Annotated in this window: 19 protein-coding genes; 9 read left to right on the plus strand and 10 right to left on the minus strand. The window is 68.7% G+C overall.

All coding sequences use genetic code 11. The features are described 5' to 3' along the window. Positions 1 to 1,465 precede the first annotated feature (1,465 nt). A complete protein-coding gene (locus ACH413_RS33730) occupies positions 1,466 to 2,209 on the minus strand; it encodes an SGNH/GDSL hydrolase family protein (RefSeq protein ID WP_360044714.1) in 744 nt (247 codons plus the stop codon). Between the two features lie 113 nt (positions 2,210 to 2,322). Between ACH413_RS33730 and ACH413_RS33735 the strand changes: the two genes are divergently transcribed. The 3 genes from ACH413_RS33735 to ACH413_RS33745 are packed head-to-tail and all read left to right on the plus strand — an operon-like array spanning position 2,323 to position 4,873. After that, on the plus strand, positions 2,323 to 2,997 hold the full coding sequence (locus ACH413_RS33735; RefSeq protein ID WP_360044717.1) for a response regulator transcription factor: 675 nt from the start codon (positions 2,323 to 2,325) through the stop codon (positions 2,995 to 2,997). A gap of 2 nt (positions 2,998 to 2,999) precedes the next feature. Next, positions 3,000 to 4,397, plus strand: a complete 1,398-nt coding sequence (locus ACH413_RS33740) for a HAMP domain-containing sensor histidine kinase (RefSeq protein WP_360044719.1) — start codon at positions 3,000 to 3,002, stop codon at positions 4,395 to 4,397. Then, positions 4,394 to 4,873 carry a hypothetical protein gene (locus ACH413_RS33745; protein ID WP_360044722.1) on the plus strand — a complete coding sequence of 160 codons (480 nt, stop codon included), beginning with the start codon at positions 4,394 to 4,396 and terminating at the stop codon, positions 4,871 to 4,873. Before ACH413_RS33740 ends, ACH413_RS33745 begins: the two co-directional genes overlap by 4 nt. On the opposite strand, the gene ACH413_RS33750 is transcribed toward ACH413_RS33745, so the two are convergent. The 6 genes from ACH413_RS33750 to ACH413_RS33775 all read right to left on the minus strand — a co-directional run bounded on the left by ACH413_RS33750 (position 4,857) and on the right by ACH413_RS33775 (position 9,629). Continuing rightward, positions 4,857 to 6,056, minus strand: a complete 1,200-nt coding sequence (locus tag ACH413_RS33750; protein WP_360044725.1) for an acyltransferase — start codon at positions 6,054 to 6,056, stop codon at positions 4,857 to 4,859. The genes ACH413_RS33745 and ACH413_RS33750 overlap by 17 nt on opposite strands. A 52-nt stretch (positions 6,057 to 6,108) precedes the next feature. After that, positions 6,109 to 6,501 (minus strand): helix-turn-helix domain-containing protein, encoded by a 393-nt coding sequence (locus tag ACH413_RS33755; RefSeq protein WP_360044728.1) that lies wholly within the window; start codon positions 6,499 to 6,501, stop codon positions 6,109 to 6,111. Continuing rightward, entirely contained in the window at positions 6,498 to 7,343 is an 846-nt protein-coding gene (locus ACH413_RS33760) for an NmrA family NAD(P)-binding protein (protein WP_360044731.1), read from the minus strand. The genes ACH413_RS33755 and ACH413_RS33760 overlap by 4 nt, the downstream gene beginning before the upstream one ends. A gap of 35 nt (positions 7,344 to 7,378) precedes the next feature. Then, entirely contained in the window at positions 7,379 to 7,840 is a 462-nt protein-coding gene (locus ACH413_RS33765; protein WP_360044734.1) for a cupin domain-containing protein, read from the minus strand. A gap of 10 nt (positions 7,841 to 7,850) precedes the next feature. After that, positions 7,851 to 8,741: an alpha/beta hydrolase gene (locus ACH413_RS33770; RefSeq protein ID WP_360044737.1), complete on the minus strand. Its 891-nt coding sequence runs from the start codon at positions 8,739 to 8,741 to the stop codon at positions 7,851 to 7,853. Positions 8,742 to 9,290: 549 nt separating this feature from the next. After that, complete coding sequence (locus ACH413_RS33775) at positions 9,291 to 9,629, minus strand: hypothetical protein (RefSeq protein WP_360044740.1); 339 nt, start codon at positions 9,627 to 9,629, stop codon at positions 9,291 to 9,293. A gap of 100 nt (positions 9,630 to 9,729) precedes the next feature. Between ACH413_RS33775 and ACH413_RS33780 the strand changes: the two genes are divergently transcribed. From ACH413_RS33780 to ACH413_RS33795, 4 genes are all read left to right on the plus strand, one after another. After that, the gene (locus ACH413_RS33780) at positions 9,730 to 10,323 is read left to right on the plus strand and encodes a helix-turn-helix domain-containing protein (protein WP_360044742.1); all 594 of its coding nucleotides are present in this window, start codon (positions 9,730 to 9,732) and stop codon (positions 10,321 to 10,323) included. Positions 10,324 to 10,724: 401 nt separating this feature from the next. After that, positions 10,725 to 10,913: a hypothetical protein gene (locus ACH413_RS33785; RefSeq protein ID WP_360044745.1), complete on the plus strand. Its 189-nt coding sequence runs from the start codon at positions 10,725 to 10,727 to the stop codon at positions 10,911 to 10,913. After that, a complete protein-coding gene (locus tag ACH413_RS33790; RefSeq protein WP_360044748.1) occupies positions 10,914 to 11,159 on the plus strand; it encodes a hypothetical protein in 246 nt (81 codons plus the stop codon). It abuts the gene before it with no gap. Positions 11,160 to 11,172: 13 nt separating this feature from the next. Next, complete coding sequence (locus ACH413_RS33795) at positions 11,173 to 11,382, plus strand: GNAT family N-acetyltransferase (protein WP_360044751.1); 210 nt, start codon at positions 11,173 to 11,175, stop codon at positions 11,380 to 11,382. On the opposite strand, the gene ACH413_RS33800 is transcribed toward ACH413_RS33795, so the two are convergent. Both ACH413_RS33800 and ACH413_RS33805 read right to left on the minus strand, forming a co-directional pair. Further along, positions 11,369 to 11,581: a TauD/TfdA family dioxygenase gene (locus tag ACH413_RS33800; RefSeq protein WP_360045098.1), complete on the minus strand. Its 213-nt coding sequence runs from the start codon at positions 11,579 to 11,581 to the stop codon at positions 11,369 to 11,371. The two genes, ACH413_RS33795 and ACH413_RS33800, sit on opposite strands and share 14 nt — an antisense overlap. Beyond that, positions 11,574 to 11,936: an AMP-binding protein gene (locus tag ACH413_RS33805; protein WP_360045101.1), complete on the minus strand. Its 363-nt coding sequence runs from the start codon at positions 11,934 to 11,936 to the stop codon at positions 11,574 to 11,576. Before ACH413_RS33805 ends, ACH413_RS33800 begins: the two co-directional genes overlap by 8 nt. A 162-nt stretch (positions 11,937 to 12,098) precedes the next feature. On the opposite strand from ACH413_RS33805, the gene ACH413_RS33810 reads away from it, so the two are divergent. Beyond that, positions 12,099 to 12,290 carry a hypothetical protein gene (locus ACH413_RS33810; protein WP_360044754.1) on the plus strand — a complete coding sequence of 64 codons (192 nt, stop codon included), beginning with the start codon at positions 12,099 to 12,101 and terminating at the stop codon, positions 12,288 to 12,290. Positions 12,291 to 12,390: 100 nt separating this feature from the next. Here the strand turns inward: ACH413_RS33810 and ACH413_RS33815 are convergent, their stop codons facing one another. After that, entirely contained in the window at positions 12,391 to 12,990 is a 600-nt protein-coding gene (locus ACH413_RS33815) for a hypothetical protein (protein WP_360044757.1), read from the minus strand. A 123-nt stretch (positions 12,991 to 13,113) separates the two neighbouring features. On the opposite strand from ACH413_RS33815, the gene ACH413_RS33820 reads away from it, so the two are divergent. Continuing rightward, positions 13,114 to 15,939, plus strand: a complete 2,826-nt coding sequence (locus ACH413_RS33820; protein WP_360044759.1) for a BTAD domain-containing putative transcriptional regulator — start codon at positions 13,114 to 13,116, stop codon at positions 15,937 to 15,939. Positions 15,940 to 16,141 lie beyond the last annotated feature (202 nt).

Below are 16,141 nucleotides of genomic sequence, written 5' to 3' on the forward strand. Positions count from 1 at the left end.
CAGCCGCCAACGCTCATGGCACAGCTGGGACAGGCGACGAGCACCCTCCGCCTGGATAAGGCGTGTGTTTAGCGAGCAAGGTCGTCCTCGGACACGAAAATGTGGCATGTGTGCCACGTCTACGTGGCAGGTGCTCAAGTACGCTTGAGCACCTGTTTTGTGTTTCGGCGCCACTTCCAGGTGGTGTCCGATGACCATTTCCTACATCCGCCCCATCGTTCCTGACAGAGCGCCAGGAAACACAAGGGGCGCACCTGGCCGTGTGGGGTGATCGAGCAGCGGACCCTTGCGGAGTTCCTCGACGCCGGCATCTACGACAAGCACGTGCGACTCATGCGAGGGCGCTACCGAGCCAGGCGGGAGCAGCTCGCCGAGACAGTGGCCGCCACCACGGACGTGCGAATGTCCGGCATCCCGACGGGCCTGCACGTACTGCTCGAGCTCTCCCCCGACGACGAGCGCGCCGCGGTCCACAAAGGAAGTGAGATCGGCCTGGCGCTTGAACGGCTCAAGACGTTCCGGCACCCGGAAGTCGAGCAGGCGCGAGGCGGACTCGTGATCGGGTACGCGAGTCCCTCCCGCCAGCGCGTGGACAACAGCACTCGACAAGTTGCGCGAAGCACTCACCACGTAGGACAGGCTCGCCGTCGTGATCGAGCAGTGTCGAAGGGTTCACGGAGGAAGAAGCCTGACCGATCGCACCAATCAGTCAGCGTAGCGGGAGAAACGCGTCCACCAGGTCAGTGCGCTCTGCAGCGGGCATCTTGAACCACCCGGAACACCTGTTCACGCACGGGTGGCTCATCTCGATGAGCTCGAACCCACCTGTTCCGTCAACGCCCGGCTGTGAGAGCAGGCGTGGTGCTGAGCTTGGCCTGCCATCTGGCCTGGTCGCCCGGGTCTCCGATCCGACAGGTGTCGCAGCCCGCCACCACCACGGTCGCCGCGGCCAAAGTCGGTCGGAGAGAACGTGTGACGACGGTGCTGGGTCGTGAACGAGCCCTGTCCGCCGTGCCGGCGGCACGGCAGACGCAGTGTTCGAGCCACTCCCCCGCCTCTGTTGTGATCGGAACGATCACGATCGGGGCGGACAGGATCCCGCTCGCACCGGCGAGCCTGTGCCGGACGGCAGGCCAGAACGCGCTGAGCAAGGGCAACAGGGCCGTTGGTGGGAGCGGAACCACGACGGCGTGCACGAGAGTATCTGAGCAGGCAAACCGTTCAGGGTGTTCACGATGTCCTTGTTCGGCAGTGGTTCTCACGGGTGGGCGGTGTCGAGCGCCGACCACACGGTGTCCGACCAGGTTGAAGCCGGCGCCTGTCGGTCGAGCAGATCTCCGCAGCTGCGTGCGGAGCCTGAACGACGCCGGACTCGGCGACGTCACCCGTTTCGCGGACCTGTGGAATCAGCCGGCGCAGTTCCAAGACGACCTGGCCCAAGCGAGGTCGCCCTCGTCGAGCCCGATCAGCAACCCTGGAAGTGCCTGTCGGCGGACCACCCGGTGTTGGCCCACGAACCGGGGTCAGCCGGGGTGAAGCCGCCCGGTTGCTTCGCGAGCTCGCCGAGCAGCCAGTTCGTGAAGCGCGCAGCCCCCTGCGGACAGGTGTGGATGCCGTCGGCGCTGCGGTCGGCCTTGCCGTCCCTGGTCTGCTGATAGGTGGTGCCCCACACAGAGCTCGCGTCCAGGACGGTGACGTTGTCCGGTGCGGTTTGTGCAACCGCGCGGGCGACGGCCGGTGTGCGGTCGAGGTCCGCCATGTGCGGCAGGTAGAAGTCGTCGGGCCGGATCGGCGGCGCGGTGACGAAGACGAGCTTCGAACCCGCGCGGGTCGTCACGTCGAGCAGGTTCTGGTAGCCGGTGCGCTGTTCCTGCTCGGTGCCCCAGTCGTAGGTGGTGAGCTGGTAGATCACCACATCGGCCTTCGCCGAGGTCACCTGGGCGGAGATCGCGGGCCAGTTCTCCTCCGCAGCCGGTCCGACGACGTTGCCGCCGCCTTCGGCCGCGATGGACTGGAAGCCGACACCGCCGGCCTTGAACGCGGCGCTCAGCGGCAACGCCTCACCCACCGCGATGGAGTCGCCCACGAAGAGGACCTTGGAGAGCTTCGGCCCGGCCGGAACCGTCGTCGCGTCCGTGCCGGCCGCGCAGGCCGTCGCGGTCAGGAGAAGAGAGGTCAGGCCGAGAACGGCGAGTCGTGACTTGGTCATGGGCTCTACCGTGCAGGCGCCGCGTCGCGGTGCCTCCGCCGCTGTGTCGCGGTTGTGTCGCAAGGCGTTGCTCGTCGCCTGCGGGCCGCGGCATGGTTGTCCATACTGGACGGGTGGCGTCGATTCTGCTCATCGAGGACGATCCGCTGGTGAGACGGGGCATGGAGCTCGCGTTGAACCGGCTGGGTCACGGCGTGCGGACCGCGTCCACCGGCGAGGAAGGGCTCCGGGAGTTCCGATCGTCGACACCGGACCTGGTGGTGCTCGACCTGATGTTGCCCGGCATCGACGGTTTCGAGGTGTGCAGGCAGATTCGGGCGGGCGGCGACGTCCCGGTCATCATGCTCACGGCGCGAGGTGACGACTTCGACGTCGTCGGCGGGCTGGCGGCGGGCGCGGACGACTACGTGGTGAAACCGGCCCAGCCCACTGTCCTCGACGCGCGGATCAGGGCGGTGCTGCGTCGTAACGCGGTCGCTTCCGGCGACGTGCGGGTGCACGACGAGCTGCGCATCGACACCACGGGGCTCACAGTGACAGTGAGCGGCAGGCCGGTGTCGTTGACGGCGACCGAGATGCGGTTCCTGTTGACCGTGTCGCGTGCGCCGGGGCGGGTGTTCAGCCGCGAGCAGTTGCTGCGGGAGGTGTGGGAGCACGACTACCTCGGGGACTCCCGGCTCGTCGACAACTGCGTCCAGCGGTTGCGCGCGAAGATCGAGACGGACCCCGCCGCGCCGCGCTACGTGCAGACCGTCCGCGGGTTCGGCTACCGGTTAGGGCCGGTGTGAGGGTGCGCTGGTGGCCGCGGGGACTGCGTTCCCGGCTGCTGGTCGCGTTCGTGCTGGTGACGGCGTTCGGTGCCGGAGCGGCGGCGTGGTCGAGCGCGGGCTCGGCGAGCGCCGCGCTCGTCACGTCGGCCGAGCAGCGGCTCACCGCGAGCATCACCGGTCAGATCACCGCGGTGGCGCCGGGCCTCACCTACCCGCCGGACCAGGAGGCGCTGGAACGGCTGCGCGCGGCGGTCGGCCCGAACACCGCAGTGACGTATCAGGTCCTGGCATCGGCGGACGGACCTGACCGGTTCACCCCGGAACTGCGCGCCGCCGTGCGAATTCAGAACCGGCTCGTCACACAGCGGATCACCGCGGAGGGGACGTCCTGGCTGCTCGTGGGCACACCGGTCGTGATCACAGCCCCGGACGGGACGCGCACGCCGTCGGGGATCGAGGTCTACACGGCGCGCGACCTCGCCTCCGTGGATCAGGAGATCGGCGGCATGACCAGGACCGCGGTGCTCACCGCCGCGCTGGCGTTGCCACTAGCGGTGGTGTTGGCCCTGCTGGCTGCCGGGAGCGTGCTGCGTCCGGTGCGGGAACTGCGCGATACCGCCCGCCGTCTCGCGTCGGGAGACATGGGAGCGCGCTCTCAGCCGCAGGGGGTGGACGAGCTCGCTGATCTCACCGTGACCGTCAACGAGATGGCGGAGTCCGTGCAGACGACGATGGCGACGATGCAGCGCATGCAGGCCGACGCACGCAGGTTCGCGGCCGACGTGTCGCACGAGCTGCGCACGCCGCTGAGCACCCTGACCGCGGTGGTGGAGGTGCTGGCGATGTCCGCGGACGGGATGGAGGCGGACGCCAGGGAGTCCGCCGAACTTGCGATCGTCGAGACGAAACGGCTGGTGCGGCTGGTCGAGGACCTGATGGAGGTGTCGCGGTTCGACGCCGGCACCGTCGAACCGCGCAGGGAGGACCTGGATGTCACCGCCGCGGTGCGGGACTGCTTGCGGGCGCGGCGCTGGCTCGGCCAGGTGGAGCTGGAAACCCCCGCCGAGCTCCCCGCACGCCTGGATCGGCGCAGGCTCGACGTCGTGGTGGCCAACCTGGTCGGCAACGCCCTGCGGCACGGTGCCCCGCCCGTGCGCGTCGAGGTGTCGGAGGTGAACGAGCAGGTGGTGATCGAGGTGACCGACCGCGGGCCGGGCCTGCCGGATGCTGTGCTGCCACACGTGTTCGACAGGTTCTACAAAGCCGATGCGGCGCGCACGCGCACGCCGGGCAGCGGGTTGGGGCTGGCGATCGCGTTGGAGAACGCACGGCTGCACGGCGGTGATATCAGCGTGGCCAACAGGTCTGGTGGCGGCGCGAGGTTCGTGGTGCGGCTGCCGAGAGAGGAGCGGGAGTGAGGCGGGTCTGGTTCGCGACGGTGCTGCTGCTCGTGGGATGCGGCGTGAGGCCGTCTGGTGTCGCCGATGGCGGCGAACCGCCGACCGGTGTCGCTCCCGGGGTGACGCTGTACCTGGTGAACGCGCGTGGCCAGGTCGAGCCACAGCTGCGTCAGACCTCCCGCCTCGGCTCGATCTCCGAAGCGCTCGGTCTGCTGCTCACCGGCCCCGGCGACTCGAATCTGCGCACGGAGATCGCCGCCACCCCGGTCACGCGGGTGGTCGTCACCACTACCCCGGACGTCATCCGCGTGCGGCTACCGCTGACCGCACAGGACGTGACACCGGTGGGCATCGACCAGATCGTGTGCACGGCGCTGGGTGTGCATGTGCAGAGCGGAGGTGCGCGCTCGATGAAGGTGCAGGTCGGTTTCACGCAGCTCGCACCGGAGTCCGAAGTGGAGCGAACCTGCCCCTTGATCACCCCAGGCGGCTGATGTCGATCGCGGGCGCCTGCGGAGAGGGCAGCACCACCCACAGCAGCGCCAGTCCGGCCATGACCACCACGAACACGACCAGTCCGCGACGTCCCGCGGCCCAGCCCGCACGAAACCGGATCGGATCCTCGACCAGGTACCTCGTCAACGCCGCGAGGATGATCGACACGCTGAAGGCGAGCGCGGTCCACGCCCAGCCGCTCGTCGCCGTCAGCACCACGAACACCGGCCAGTGCCAGAGGTAGAGGCAGTAGGAGATCTCCCCGAACCACCGCAACGGCCGCCACGACAACGCCCGAGTCACCAGGGCCTCGGGTGTACGCGCACCCAGGCCGATCAACAGCGCGGACACCAGCGAGTGCGCGAACAGGCCGCCGGTGTACAGCCACGACGAACCCGTGCCGTCCGCCAGGCCCCAGAGCACACCGATCGCGGCCACCAGTGCCACCAGCACTCCACCGGCCCAGCGTCCTACCGCCCTGCCCAGCGCCTCCCGCACCGGACGTGTGGCCACCACCGCGCCCAGCAACAGCGAGAACGCCCTCGTGTCCGTGCCCGTGTACACGCGGGTGGGATCGGCCGCGTCGAACAACGCGATCATCAACACCAGAGAAGCGAGCGAGACCAATGCCGCGGTCATCGCCACCTGACGACCAGGGTGTCGCGACCGCCGCGCGAGCGACAGGACGACGACCGGCCACAGCAGGTAGAACTGCTCTTCGACGGCGATGCTCCACAGGTGCTCGAACACTCGACCGCCGCCGAACCGGTCCCAGTAGCTCGCCGACTCTGCCAGCAGATGCCAGTTCTGCAGGTTGGCCTGCACCCACGGTCCGTCGTCGAGCGTCGTGCGCACGACGTCATCCGGTGCGACCGCCCACACCACGACGGCCACCACGACCAGAACCGTTGCCAGCGCTGGGAAGAGCCGGCGGATCCGCCGGCCCCAGAACGCGGTGAGCGACACGGTTCCCGTCGCCGTCACCTCGCGCAGCAGCAGGTCGGTGATCAGGTAGCCGGACAGCGCGAAGAACAGGTCCACGCCCAGGAATCCGCCGGGGAGCAGGTCCGCGTGGAACAGCAGGACACCGAGCACCGCGACGCCGCGCAGTCCATCCAATGAGGACACATGGGTGCCGCGCCAGGTCGCCGGTGCGGGCCTGGCGGGCTGAAGTCCGGTCATGACGCCGACTGTGCGGCATCGAGATCCACATCCGGTCGACGTCGTGTCGCAGTCACGTCGCAGGACGTTCGCGACAGAACCGCGACACGACCGGGGCGGGATCCCCACCTCGCACCGGCAAGGTCGGCGCCATGAAAACCGTTCGAACACCAGCGACCATCCACAGCATCGGGCCGAACCCGAACTTGCGCGGGGCCTGGTTCCTCAGAAGCAGGTGGAGATCACCGAGTTGCTGCTCCGAGATCGCAGGCGACCGGCCCGGACTTCGCGCGAAACAACGACTGTCCGGTCCGGCCGTGCGATAGTCGCGCAGCAGCTGGTGCGCGAAGGAGCGATCGATGCCGAACATGTCGGCGACGAACTGAGGGTCGTTGTTCTGTTCGTCGCCGAGTCGAACGATGCGCAGTCGGTCCTCGCGAGTGACCAGATGGCACGCATTGATCATCCGGACTTCCTGGACTCGCCGAGCTCGGCGATGAAGTCCGCCACCGAACGCGGTTCCCTGCCCAGGATGCTCCGCAGCACGATCGAGTTGCCGCCGTGGAAGCCGTGTTCGTCGTACTGGGCGAACATCGTGGCCAGTCCTTCCGGCCCACCCGCAGCTGCGTCCACAGAGGACGGAAGGTCGGCGGCGACGAGCTCGCGGCCGGCCGCCTTGGTCATGAGCCGGGCGATCTCCGACCGGTCGATCATGCCTCCCGCGGCCAGCTCGAACGTGCCGAAGGACAGCAGGTCGCTGACGAAGGCGATCGCCGCGACCTCCGCGACATCGCGATAGTCGACGTAGGTGAACAGCGAGTGCATCGACCACGGCAACACCACTTCACCGGATTCGAGTGCCTGCTGGTAGATGTCGGCCAGGGCCTGCACGTACATCGCGGGCTGCAGCACGGTGAAGTCGAGGTTCGAGGAGTACAGCGCGTGCTCGACGGGTCGGGTGGTGGCGTGGTTGGGCAGCTGCAGCGACGGGTGGTAGACGCCGTTGTAGACGATCTTCGACACCTCCGCCCGCTTCGCCGCCTCGACCATGTTCAGCCCCAGCTCGGTCTCGCGCGGGTGGAAGGCGGGCGTGATGACGAAGACGCCGTCGACTCCCTTGAGGGCGTTGTCCAGGCTGGCGGGATCGTCGAGGTCGGCCTGGACGGTCTCCTTGGCACCGTGGGCGATCGGGATGTCCGCCTTGGCGGGATCGTGGACCACCGCGCGCACTTCCAAGCCGCGCTCCACGAGCGCGGGCACCACCAGTCTCGCGTACTGCCCGGTGGCGCCGGTCGCAAGAATCTTCACTGCAGCTCCTTTGTGGACTTCTGGGCGTGGAACGGTCATCTGGGTGGACCGATGACCACGTTTCCGTAGCGTTCCGCGACCTCCGGGTTCGGCTTCACCTGGAAACCGTCGGGGCGGGGGTCTCTCGTGTCCCGCCCGGTCTCCCGGAACATGCCCTCGATACCCGCAGGAGTGTTGATGACCAGCAGATCGGCCTCGTCTGACGTGACGCGGTAGCTGTGAGCCACGTTGCGCGGCAGGAAGACCACGCCGCCCTCGTTGAGCTCGTACTCCTGGTCGTCGTGCCAGACGAGGGCTGTGCCCTTCACGAGCATGAAGATCTCGTCTTCGTACAGGTGTTTGTGGTACGGCGGAGCCTCGCCCTTCTGGACGTGGAAGCGACCCATCATCAACTGCCCGTTGGTGGCCTTGCCGTCCAGCAGCATCGTCAGCGTGCCGCCGTCCAGCCACTCGAGCACCTGCTGTTGTTCAGGCTGTGCCAGGTAAAGCATGCTCATTGCGTCTCCCTCAGACCCAGGCCTGGTTGATGAAGTCGGCCGCGCGATCGAGAGCGAGAGCACCCTCGTCGAGCATCGCGGCGAAGCCCTGGAAGACGTGGGGAACACCGGGGTAGACCTGCAGGGTGACCGCTACACCGTTCTCGGCCGCGCGGGCGGCGAGCCTGGTGGCGTCGTCCAGCAGGATCTCGTTGCCACCCACCTGGATGAGCAATGGCGGGAACCCGGTCAGGTCGGCGAACACCGGACTGGCCAGCGGCGAGCGCGCGTCTGCGCCCGCGATGTACTCGGCCGCGCGGATCTTCAGGCCCGCCCCGGTGAGAGCGGGGTCGACAGCCGCCTTCCCGGTCAGTGACTGTCCGCTGAAGGTGAGGTCGGTGAACGGTGAGAACACGGTCACCGAAGCAGGCAGGGGAAGCCCCGTGTCGCGAGCAGCGAGGATGGTCGCCACCGCGAGCCCACCGCCGGCGGACTCGCCGACCACACTGATGTCCTCTGAGGACTTGCCGCTCTCGATCAGCGCTCGGTAGACGGCGAGAGCGTCGTCGACGGCGGCGGGAAAGGGGTGCTCCGGCGCGAGGCGGTAGTCGACGGAGAGCGCGTGGTAGCCGGTGCGGCCGGCGACGTCGGCGGCGAGGCTGGCTCCGTCGGCGGCGGATCCGATGGTGTAAGCGCCGCCGTGCAGGTAGAACACGGTCTTGCCGGTTTCGGCACCGGGAGGGCGGATGTCGAGGACCGGTACGCCCGAGATCGTCGAACGCCCGACCGCTACGTCGTCGGGAAGCGGGTGCGTGGCCACCATGTCGGCGAAGACCTTGCGCTGCAACGCCAGATCGCCACCGATGTCGAACTCGCTGGAGCGCAGTACCGCGTCGAGCATCGTGCGTTGTTCCTCGGACATGTCGTTTCCTTTCGCGGCTTGTGGCCTGAGGGAATGAACGGTCGAGGAGGCATCGCGGCCAAGTCCTGTGTGGATGATGGCCCGAGGTACCACGGGCCAGCTGCCCAGCGCCGCGGACAGGTCGCCATGTCGTTCCTCGCTTCGACTTTCTTCTGATGTGAAAGGAGATCAGCTGCCGGGAAGCAGCAGCGTCTTGCCATGCAACCCGCCGTTGACGCTGAGCTCGTGCTTCGGCGGTCCGCGACAGCGGATACGTCGCGCAGACCTCCACGTTCAGCCTGCCCGCGTCGATGCCATCGACGATCCGCAGCAGCGCCTCCGCGTCAGGGTGCAGTCCCATGCCCTGCGCGGACACCACGAGCCTCATGGGGGTCGCGGGTGACGCGGTCGAGACCTGGTCCACCACCTCGTCGGCACCGTGTGCCTTGACCGAGTGGGTGCCGGGGGCGCTCGCCGTGGCCACGACGTACGCCGGCCTGGGAAGCGAACTGGACCGCGAACCCGCCGACCCCGCCACTCGCTCCGTTGATCAGCACGCGCTGCCCGAATTCAGGTCCGCGTGCTCGAACAGCGCCTGCCACGCGGTGAGCGCCACGGCCGGAACGGCCGCGCGCTCCAGGCCAGCGGAAGCGAGGCCGGGGCATTCACCAGCGCGTCGGCGGACGCCACCACGAACTCCGCCGCCGCGACGTCGATGCCCGGTGTGTGCGGCAGCGCGACCGGGAAGACCTCGCGCAGGTAGCCCGCCCGGATACCGGCGTCCACCGCGTTGAAGGACATGGCCGCGACCTCGACCAGCACCTGCCCTGCTGCGGGCACCGGCCGCTCGACGTCCTCGTAGCGCAGGACACTCGGATCGCCGAACTCGTGAAACCGCACTGCATTCATTCATTTGCTCCTAAATGGACCACTTCCATATCCGGACGATATCGTCCGGATATGGAAGTGTCAAAGGTGAGACGACGTACACCTGCGATGATGTGACGCCATGAGGGAGGAACAGCAGCAATCGGACGTACCCGCCAGGCGCCGGGAACCACGACGGGACGCGTTGGACAACCGCGATCGTGTGCTGGCGGCAGCCGCTGTCGCTGTGCGCCGGGAGGGCACCGCCGTCCCGATGGCGACCATCGCGGCGGACGCGGGAGTCGGCGTGGGCACCGTCTACCGCCACTACCCCTCGCGCGAGGCTCTCCTCAACGCACTGACCCACCGCTCATTGCGGCTCGTGGTCGCCGCCGCCGAGCGTGCCGCGTCCCACGACGGGCCGGGCATCGAGTGCGTCAGGTCGTTCCTGCACCAGAGCATCGAACACGGAACAGAACTCGTCCTGCCGATGCACGGCGGCCCCGCACTGCCGGACGAGGAAGCCCTCGCCCTGCGCGCGGACATCCGCCGCACGCTGACGTCCATTCTGAAGCGGGGTGAACGCGACGGCACGATCCGCTCAGACGCGACATCGGCCGACATCGTCATCTTCGGCGCCATGATCACCCAGCCCCTGCCCCACATCGCGAACTGGAAGACCACCGCACTCCGTCAGGTCGTCATCTACCTCGACGGCCTCAGCCCGAGGTCTTGACCCGTACCGTCTCTGCTCCTGTCCGCGGCAAAGCTCAGACAAGGGCGGGCCTGTTCAGCGATGCCGGCACCGCGTTGGTCGCCGTGCGCCTGGGCGCGGCCGGCAACTTCGGACTCGACTGGTGTTCCGGCGAGAGCGAGTTCACCGGGCAGACCTCCGAGCCTCGCCCGCACCGCCCACGCTGGCAAGGCGAAGGCCGCGGCAAAAGCCGAGCAGCTTGACTCTGTGAAGCAATACTCAGACTTCTGCGCCTCGCGGGGTGCCGACTATCAGGACTTTCCCCTGCAGGACGCGCAACGTTCCTCAAGGATCCGAACGGGTTCTGCCAAGCTCCGCAACGGCAGAACCATCGCCGACGAAACCAACCCGACCGCGTCCGGACAGAGCGGCATTCTTGCCGGGTGCTTCAACACATCGATCAGATCATCGGCTTCGAACACCGGTTCGCACGCGCCCAGGCGAGCCACGTGGTGGAGCTGCCGTGGGGATTCGTCCTTCTGCAGCGGGATTTCCCCTTGTCACACAAACACAACAGGATAGTCGTCACCGCGCCGGCGAGTGCGGAGGAAGTCATCAGAACCGCTGACTAGGTGCTCGGCGGCGCGGAACTGGCACACCGGTACGTGGCGGTCGACGACGACGCGCTGGGGATGTCGCTGGCGCCGGAGCTCACCGCCGCCGACTACCGTCACGACGTGGTCGCCACGATGGTCCACTCGGGCGACCCGGCCGAGGCGGTGTCACAACCGGTGTGCGCGGTTTCGCTGGAGATGGTTCGGCCAGCGTTGATCCGCGACTGGCGACGAGATCGCCGCACATGCCGAGCTGTACGTTGACCGCGGCGCTGCGGTGGCACAGTTCGAAAGCCTGGTGACGCATCCCGACTTCCGCGGCAGGGGACACGGCGCTGCACTCGTGTGCGCGGCACTCGTCCGGGCGAAGAAGGCTGGATGCGAGCTGTCCTTCCTGACCGCCGACACCCAGGACTGGCCGTACGGCTGGTACCAGCGGCTCGGGTACGCCGAGGCGTTCCGCAGCCATCACTTCAGCCGCCGGTGAGTCGGGTGGACGGCACACGTCGAGGCAGCCTGGGACTGCACCTCGCCGGGTAGGACCCGACGCCGCCCATCGCGACGAAGAGCTTCCGCTTGCCGGTGAAGGGGTTCCGCGCATGGGCGACCGCGACGTTGTCGACCGCGAGGACGTCTCCCCTGCGCCACGGGAACGCGGACTCGAGGCTCCGGTAGACGTCAAGGATCGGTCGGCCCGTACTCGTTGACCACCAGCGTGTCCGGAGCGTTCAGCGCCCATGGCCTCAGTGCCTCAGCGGTCAGTGCCTCGCCGCCGACGACGAGACGGCGGGTCGCCGTCGAGCCCGGATTCAGCAGCTGCGACAGCGCGACGAGGCGTGACGGGGTCAGCTTGACGAAGCTGAAGCCGTTGCCTGGCCACGCTTTCGCGAGCGGGGCGAGTGCCGTGGCGCTCTCCGGCAGCACCACCACTGCCCGTCCGGCGACCAGCGGGGTGAACAGGGGCGTGATGCTCATGTCGCACGTGACCGGCGAGCGCAGCGAGGCGCACCACCGGCTGGCGGACGAACCGGTGCTCGCGATGCCCGATCTGGCAACCGAATCGTTCGTGCTCTACAGCAGCCCGGACTCCGCGGTGAACGAGTCCGTCGTCCGCCGCTGCCGGCAGGCGGGCTTCCTGCCGCACCAGAGCACGACGCACCCGACACCGCCGCGCTGGTCGCGGCGGGCCTGGGCATCGCGCTCGTGCCCGCCTCCGCGAGGGCGATGCCGCTGGCCGGCGTCGTGTTCCGCGACGTGACCGGCGCCGGGTCCGTCGAACTCGCACTCGCCTGGCGGGAGCACCGGGAGTCGGCGCTGGTCACGTCGGTGCTCGACGTCCTCGACGTTCTCTTCACGACCGAGCGACCCCAGCCTGCGCGGAAAGCCGCACGATGAAGATCGACACCATCCCGCTGGACTTGATCGCCTCGCCGGCGTCTGAGGAACGTCGGGGTACACCCCTCCCTCGGTGCACCCCGACGTCGTCTGTGTCAGATCAGGTGACGTCGATGGACACGAACGCGTTCGTGGAGTTCTTGCACTGGTCGGCGGTGCCGTTGTCGTGGGCGTAGTACCCGTTGTCGCCGTAGTTGTCGTCCTCGTAGCCCAGGACCAGCTTGACCGGACCCCGGCCAGGCACCACGAGCGGCCGGCCAACCACGTCCAGCAGCCGGTCGAGATCGCCGGTCGCGCCGGGAATGGTGATCAGGCCGTGGTACTTGTTGTTGTCGGACGCCGGGTCGATGTACCGCTTCCAGGTCTTGCCGCTTCCGCCGGTCTGCACGCAACCGCCGCCGGTGACGAGGACGTGGTCGCCGGGCAGGAACGAGAAGTCGTAGGTGGTCTTCAGCTGTGTCACCACCGGCTCCTTGACCTCGCAGTGGATCGGCAGCGTCGTGCTGAAGCAGCTGTCACTCAGATGGGGATCCTTCGCCAGGGCGACGGGAACCCGGCCGACGTTGCGGTCGGCGGTGCTGTAGCTCTGGGTGTTCTCGCTCTGGGGCGCGGTGGCCGATGCCGTGCCCACCGCCGCGATCGCCATCGCGCCGGCCAGCAGCGGCATGGCGAGGCGTCTGAACGAGCTTTTCCTGATCACGATTGGTCCCCTCTCCTGAGCCGGTCGGCTCATCGCTGTCTCCGAGATTCGGGGACCGCTGCTTCACAACTGCGTCGTGATCGTGGAATTGCCTGCTCGGAAGCGCTATGCAGGAAGGGGGTGATGGCGGTGGAGCTGCGAGTCCTGGGTGATGTCGAGGCCTGGATCGAGGACCGGCGGGTCGATCTGGGGCACGCGAGGCAGCGGTGTGTGCTCGCGGTGCTCGTGGTGGAAGCCAACCGGGTTGTCACGGTGGATCAGCTTCTGGACCGTGTGTGGGCGGATCGGTTGCCGTACAACGCAAGGCGGGTGGCAAGCACCTACGTGTCGCGGCTCCGGCGCGCGCTGGCGAACGACGTCGCGATCGTGCGACGGGGTGGTGGATACGTCCTGGAGGTGGATCCGGACGTCGTGGACATGTACCGGTTCCGCCGGCTCGTGGAGCAGGCCCGCGGGCTGCCCGACCCCCAGGCGTTGGCGTTGCTCGAGGAGGCGGCGGGGCTGTGGCGGGGCGAGGCGTTCGAGGGGCTGGACACGTGGTGGATCGCCGCCGTCCGCGAAGGCCTGGCACAGCAGCGGTTCGCCGCCGACCTTGACCGCGTGGACCTGGCACTCGCGCAGGGCCGGCATCCGGCGTTGTGCGCCGAACTGGCAGAGCGAGCGGAAGCGCATCCGCTGGACGAACGGGTCGCCAGGCAGCTGATGCTCGCCTTGTACCGCAACGGCCGCCAGGCTGAGGCACTCCTGCAGTTCGACCGCGTCCGCGCACTCCTGGCCGCCGAAGTGGGTGCCGATCCCGGGCCCGAGCTGAGCGAACTGCACCGGCGAATCCTGACCACGGACCCCGCTCTGTCCCGAGGCGTCACACCGGACGTGCCGCAGCAGCTGCCGGCGCCCCCGGTGCTCACCGGCCGCGACACCGAACTGGCGCTGCTGGACGAAACGCTGGCGGGAACATCCAGCACGGTGCTGATCTCGGCGATCGGAGGGGCCGGCGGGATCGGCAAGACCTGGCTCGCGCTGGCGTGGGCGCACCGCCACCTGGACCGGTTCCCCGACGGGCAACTGTTCGTGGACCTGCACGGGTTCAGCCCCGCGGCGGAGCCGATGGCCCCGGCGCTGGCGGTGCGCGGGTTTCTCGACGCGCTGGGAGTCGACCCCGGCCGGATCCCGCCGGATCTGGACGCTCAGACGGCGTTGTACCGGAGCCTGGTCGCGGGCAGAAGGATGCTGATCGTGCTCGACAACGCCGCCACCGCCGAGCAGGTGATCCCGCTGCTGCCGGGCAGCCCGTCCTGCACCGTGGTGGTCACCGGCCGCACCAGGCTGGCCTCGCTGATCGACCGGCACGGTGCGCGCCACGTGACCCTGGACGTCCTCACCTGGCAGGAGGCTCGCGCCCTGCTGTCCGCACGTGTGGGCTCCGGCCGGGCCGCCGCCGAACCGGGCGTCGTCGACGAGCTGGCAGAGCTGTGCGGGGGCTACCCGCTGGCACTCTCGATCACCGCCCGCGACGCCGGCACCCGTCCCGGTCTCCCGCTGGCCGAGATCGCCGCCGAGCTGCGCGAACTGGGGCTGGAGATGCTCGACCACGACACCGATCCCGCCGCCAGCCTGCCTGCCGTGCTGTCCTGGTCGCTGCGCCACCTCACCGACGAACACCGCACCACGTTCGGCCTGGTGGGCATCGCCCCCGGCCCCGACATCACCCTGCCCGCCGCGGCCGCCCTCACCGGCCTGCCGCCGGCCCGCGCGCGCACGGCGCTGTCGGCGCTGGAGGAGGCGTCGCTGCTCGAGCGGCGGCAGGGCGGCCGGTACGCGATGCACGACCTGATCCGCGCCTACGCCGCCACCACCGCCCACACCCTGCCCGGCGACGTGCGGGAGGCAGCCCTGGTGCGGGTGATGGACTTCCACCTGCACACCGCCCACGCCGCCAACCGCCTCCTGGACCCCACTCGCCGGCTTCCGGAACCCGATCCGCCCGCGCCCGGCGTCCACCCGCTCCCGCTGCCCGACGCCATGGCCGCGACGGCCTGGCTGGAAGCCGAGCACGCCATCCTCCTGGCCACCCAGCGCGCTGCCGCCGCCCTCAGTCGCCACCGGGTCGTGTGGCACCTCGCCCTGACGCTGGACAGATTCCACTACCGGCGAGGGCATCTGCGCGACGCGCTCGCCACGTGGCGAGCCGCACTGGGCGCCGCCGCCCACTTGCCCGATCCCGCCGCTCTCAGCTGCGCCCACCGTCTCCTCGGCACCGCTTGTGCCACGCTGGGTCTGCGCCAGGAGGCCACTGCGCACCTGGATCAGGCTCTCTCACTGGCTTTGCGCCATCACGACATCGACGAACAGGCACACACCCAGCAGATGCTCGCGTACGCGTGGGGACTGCGGGGAGACGACCAGCGAGCCCTGAGCCACGCCAAGCAGGCCCTCCACCTCTTCCGCGACCTCGGCCAACCGGTGCAGGAAGCCACCGCGCTCAACCAGGTGGGCTGGTACGGCGCGCTTCTCGGCGACTTCGACACTGCTCGCGAGCACTGCCTGGCCGCCCTCGTGCTGCACAGGGACCACCACGACCCCGGTGGTGAGGCAGACACCCTGGACAGCCTCGGGCTGATCGCCCACCGCACCGGCGATCACCGGCAGGCGATCGGCCACTACGAGGAGGCCCTCACCCTGTTCCGCATCCTCGGCAACACCTATCTGATCGCGGACACCCTCGAGAACATCGGCCACCCCCGTGCCGCCCTCGGACACCACGACCAGGCCCGCAAGGCGTGGCAGGAGGCACTGGAGTTGTACCGGGAACTGAACCGCGACGACGACGCAGAGCGAGTGCGGCGGCAACTCGGAGAACTCGGTCCGGCCTCGATGTCGAACACCCCGTGGGACGCGGGCGAGACTACGAAGAACGCGCGTGCCGAAAACCGCATCAGTGCTGATTGAGCTGCGCAGCGATGCTCGCGGACACTCCACTCGGGACGGTGATGTCGATCTACTCCTCAGCCGCGATCATGGCGCAGGGCACGGATCTCGACGTCCATCACCGTCAGCCGTTGAACAGCTCATAGCAGTTCCGGGCGTAACCGTGCTCTGCGCGGCAACGAAGTAGAAGCATGGATGACATCGCGTCCTTCATGGCCCCGCC

The organism is Lentzea sp. NPDC020367 (assembly GCF_044387305.1).
Lineage (GTDB): Bacteria > Actinomycetota > Actinomycetes > Mycobacteriales > Pseudonocardiaceae > Lentzea.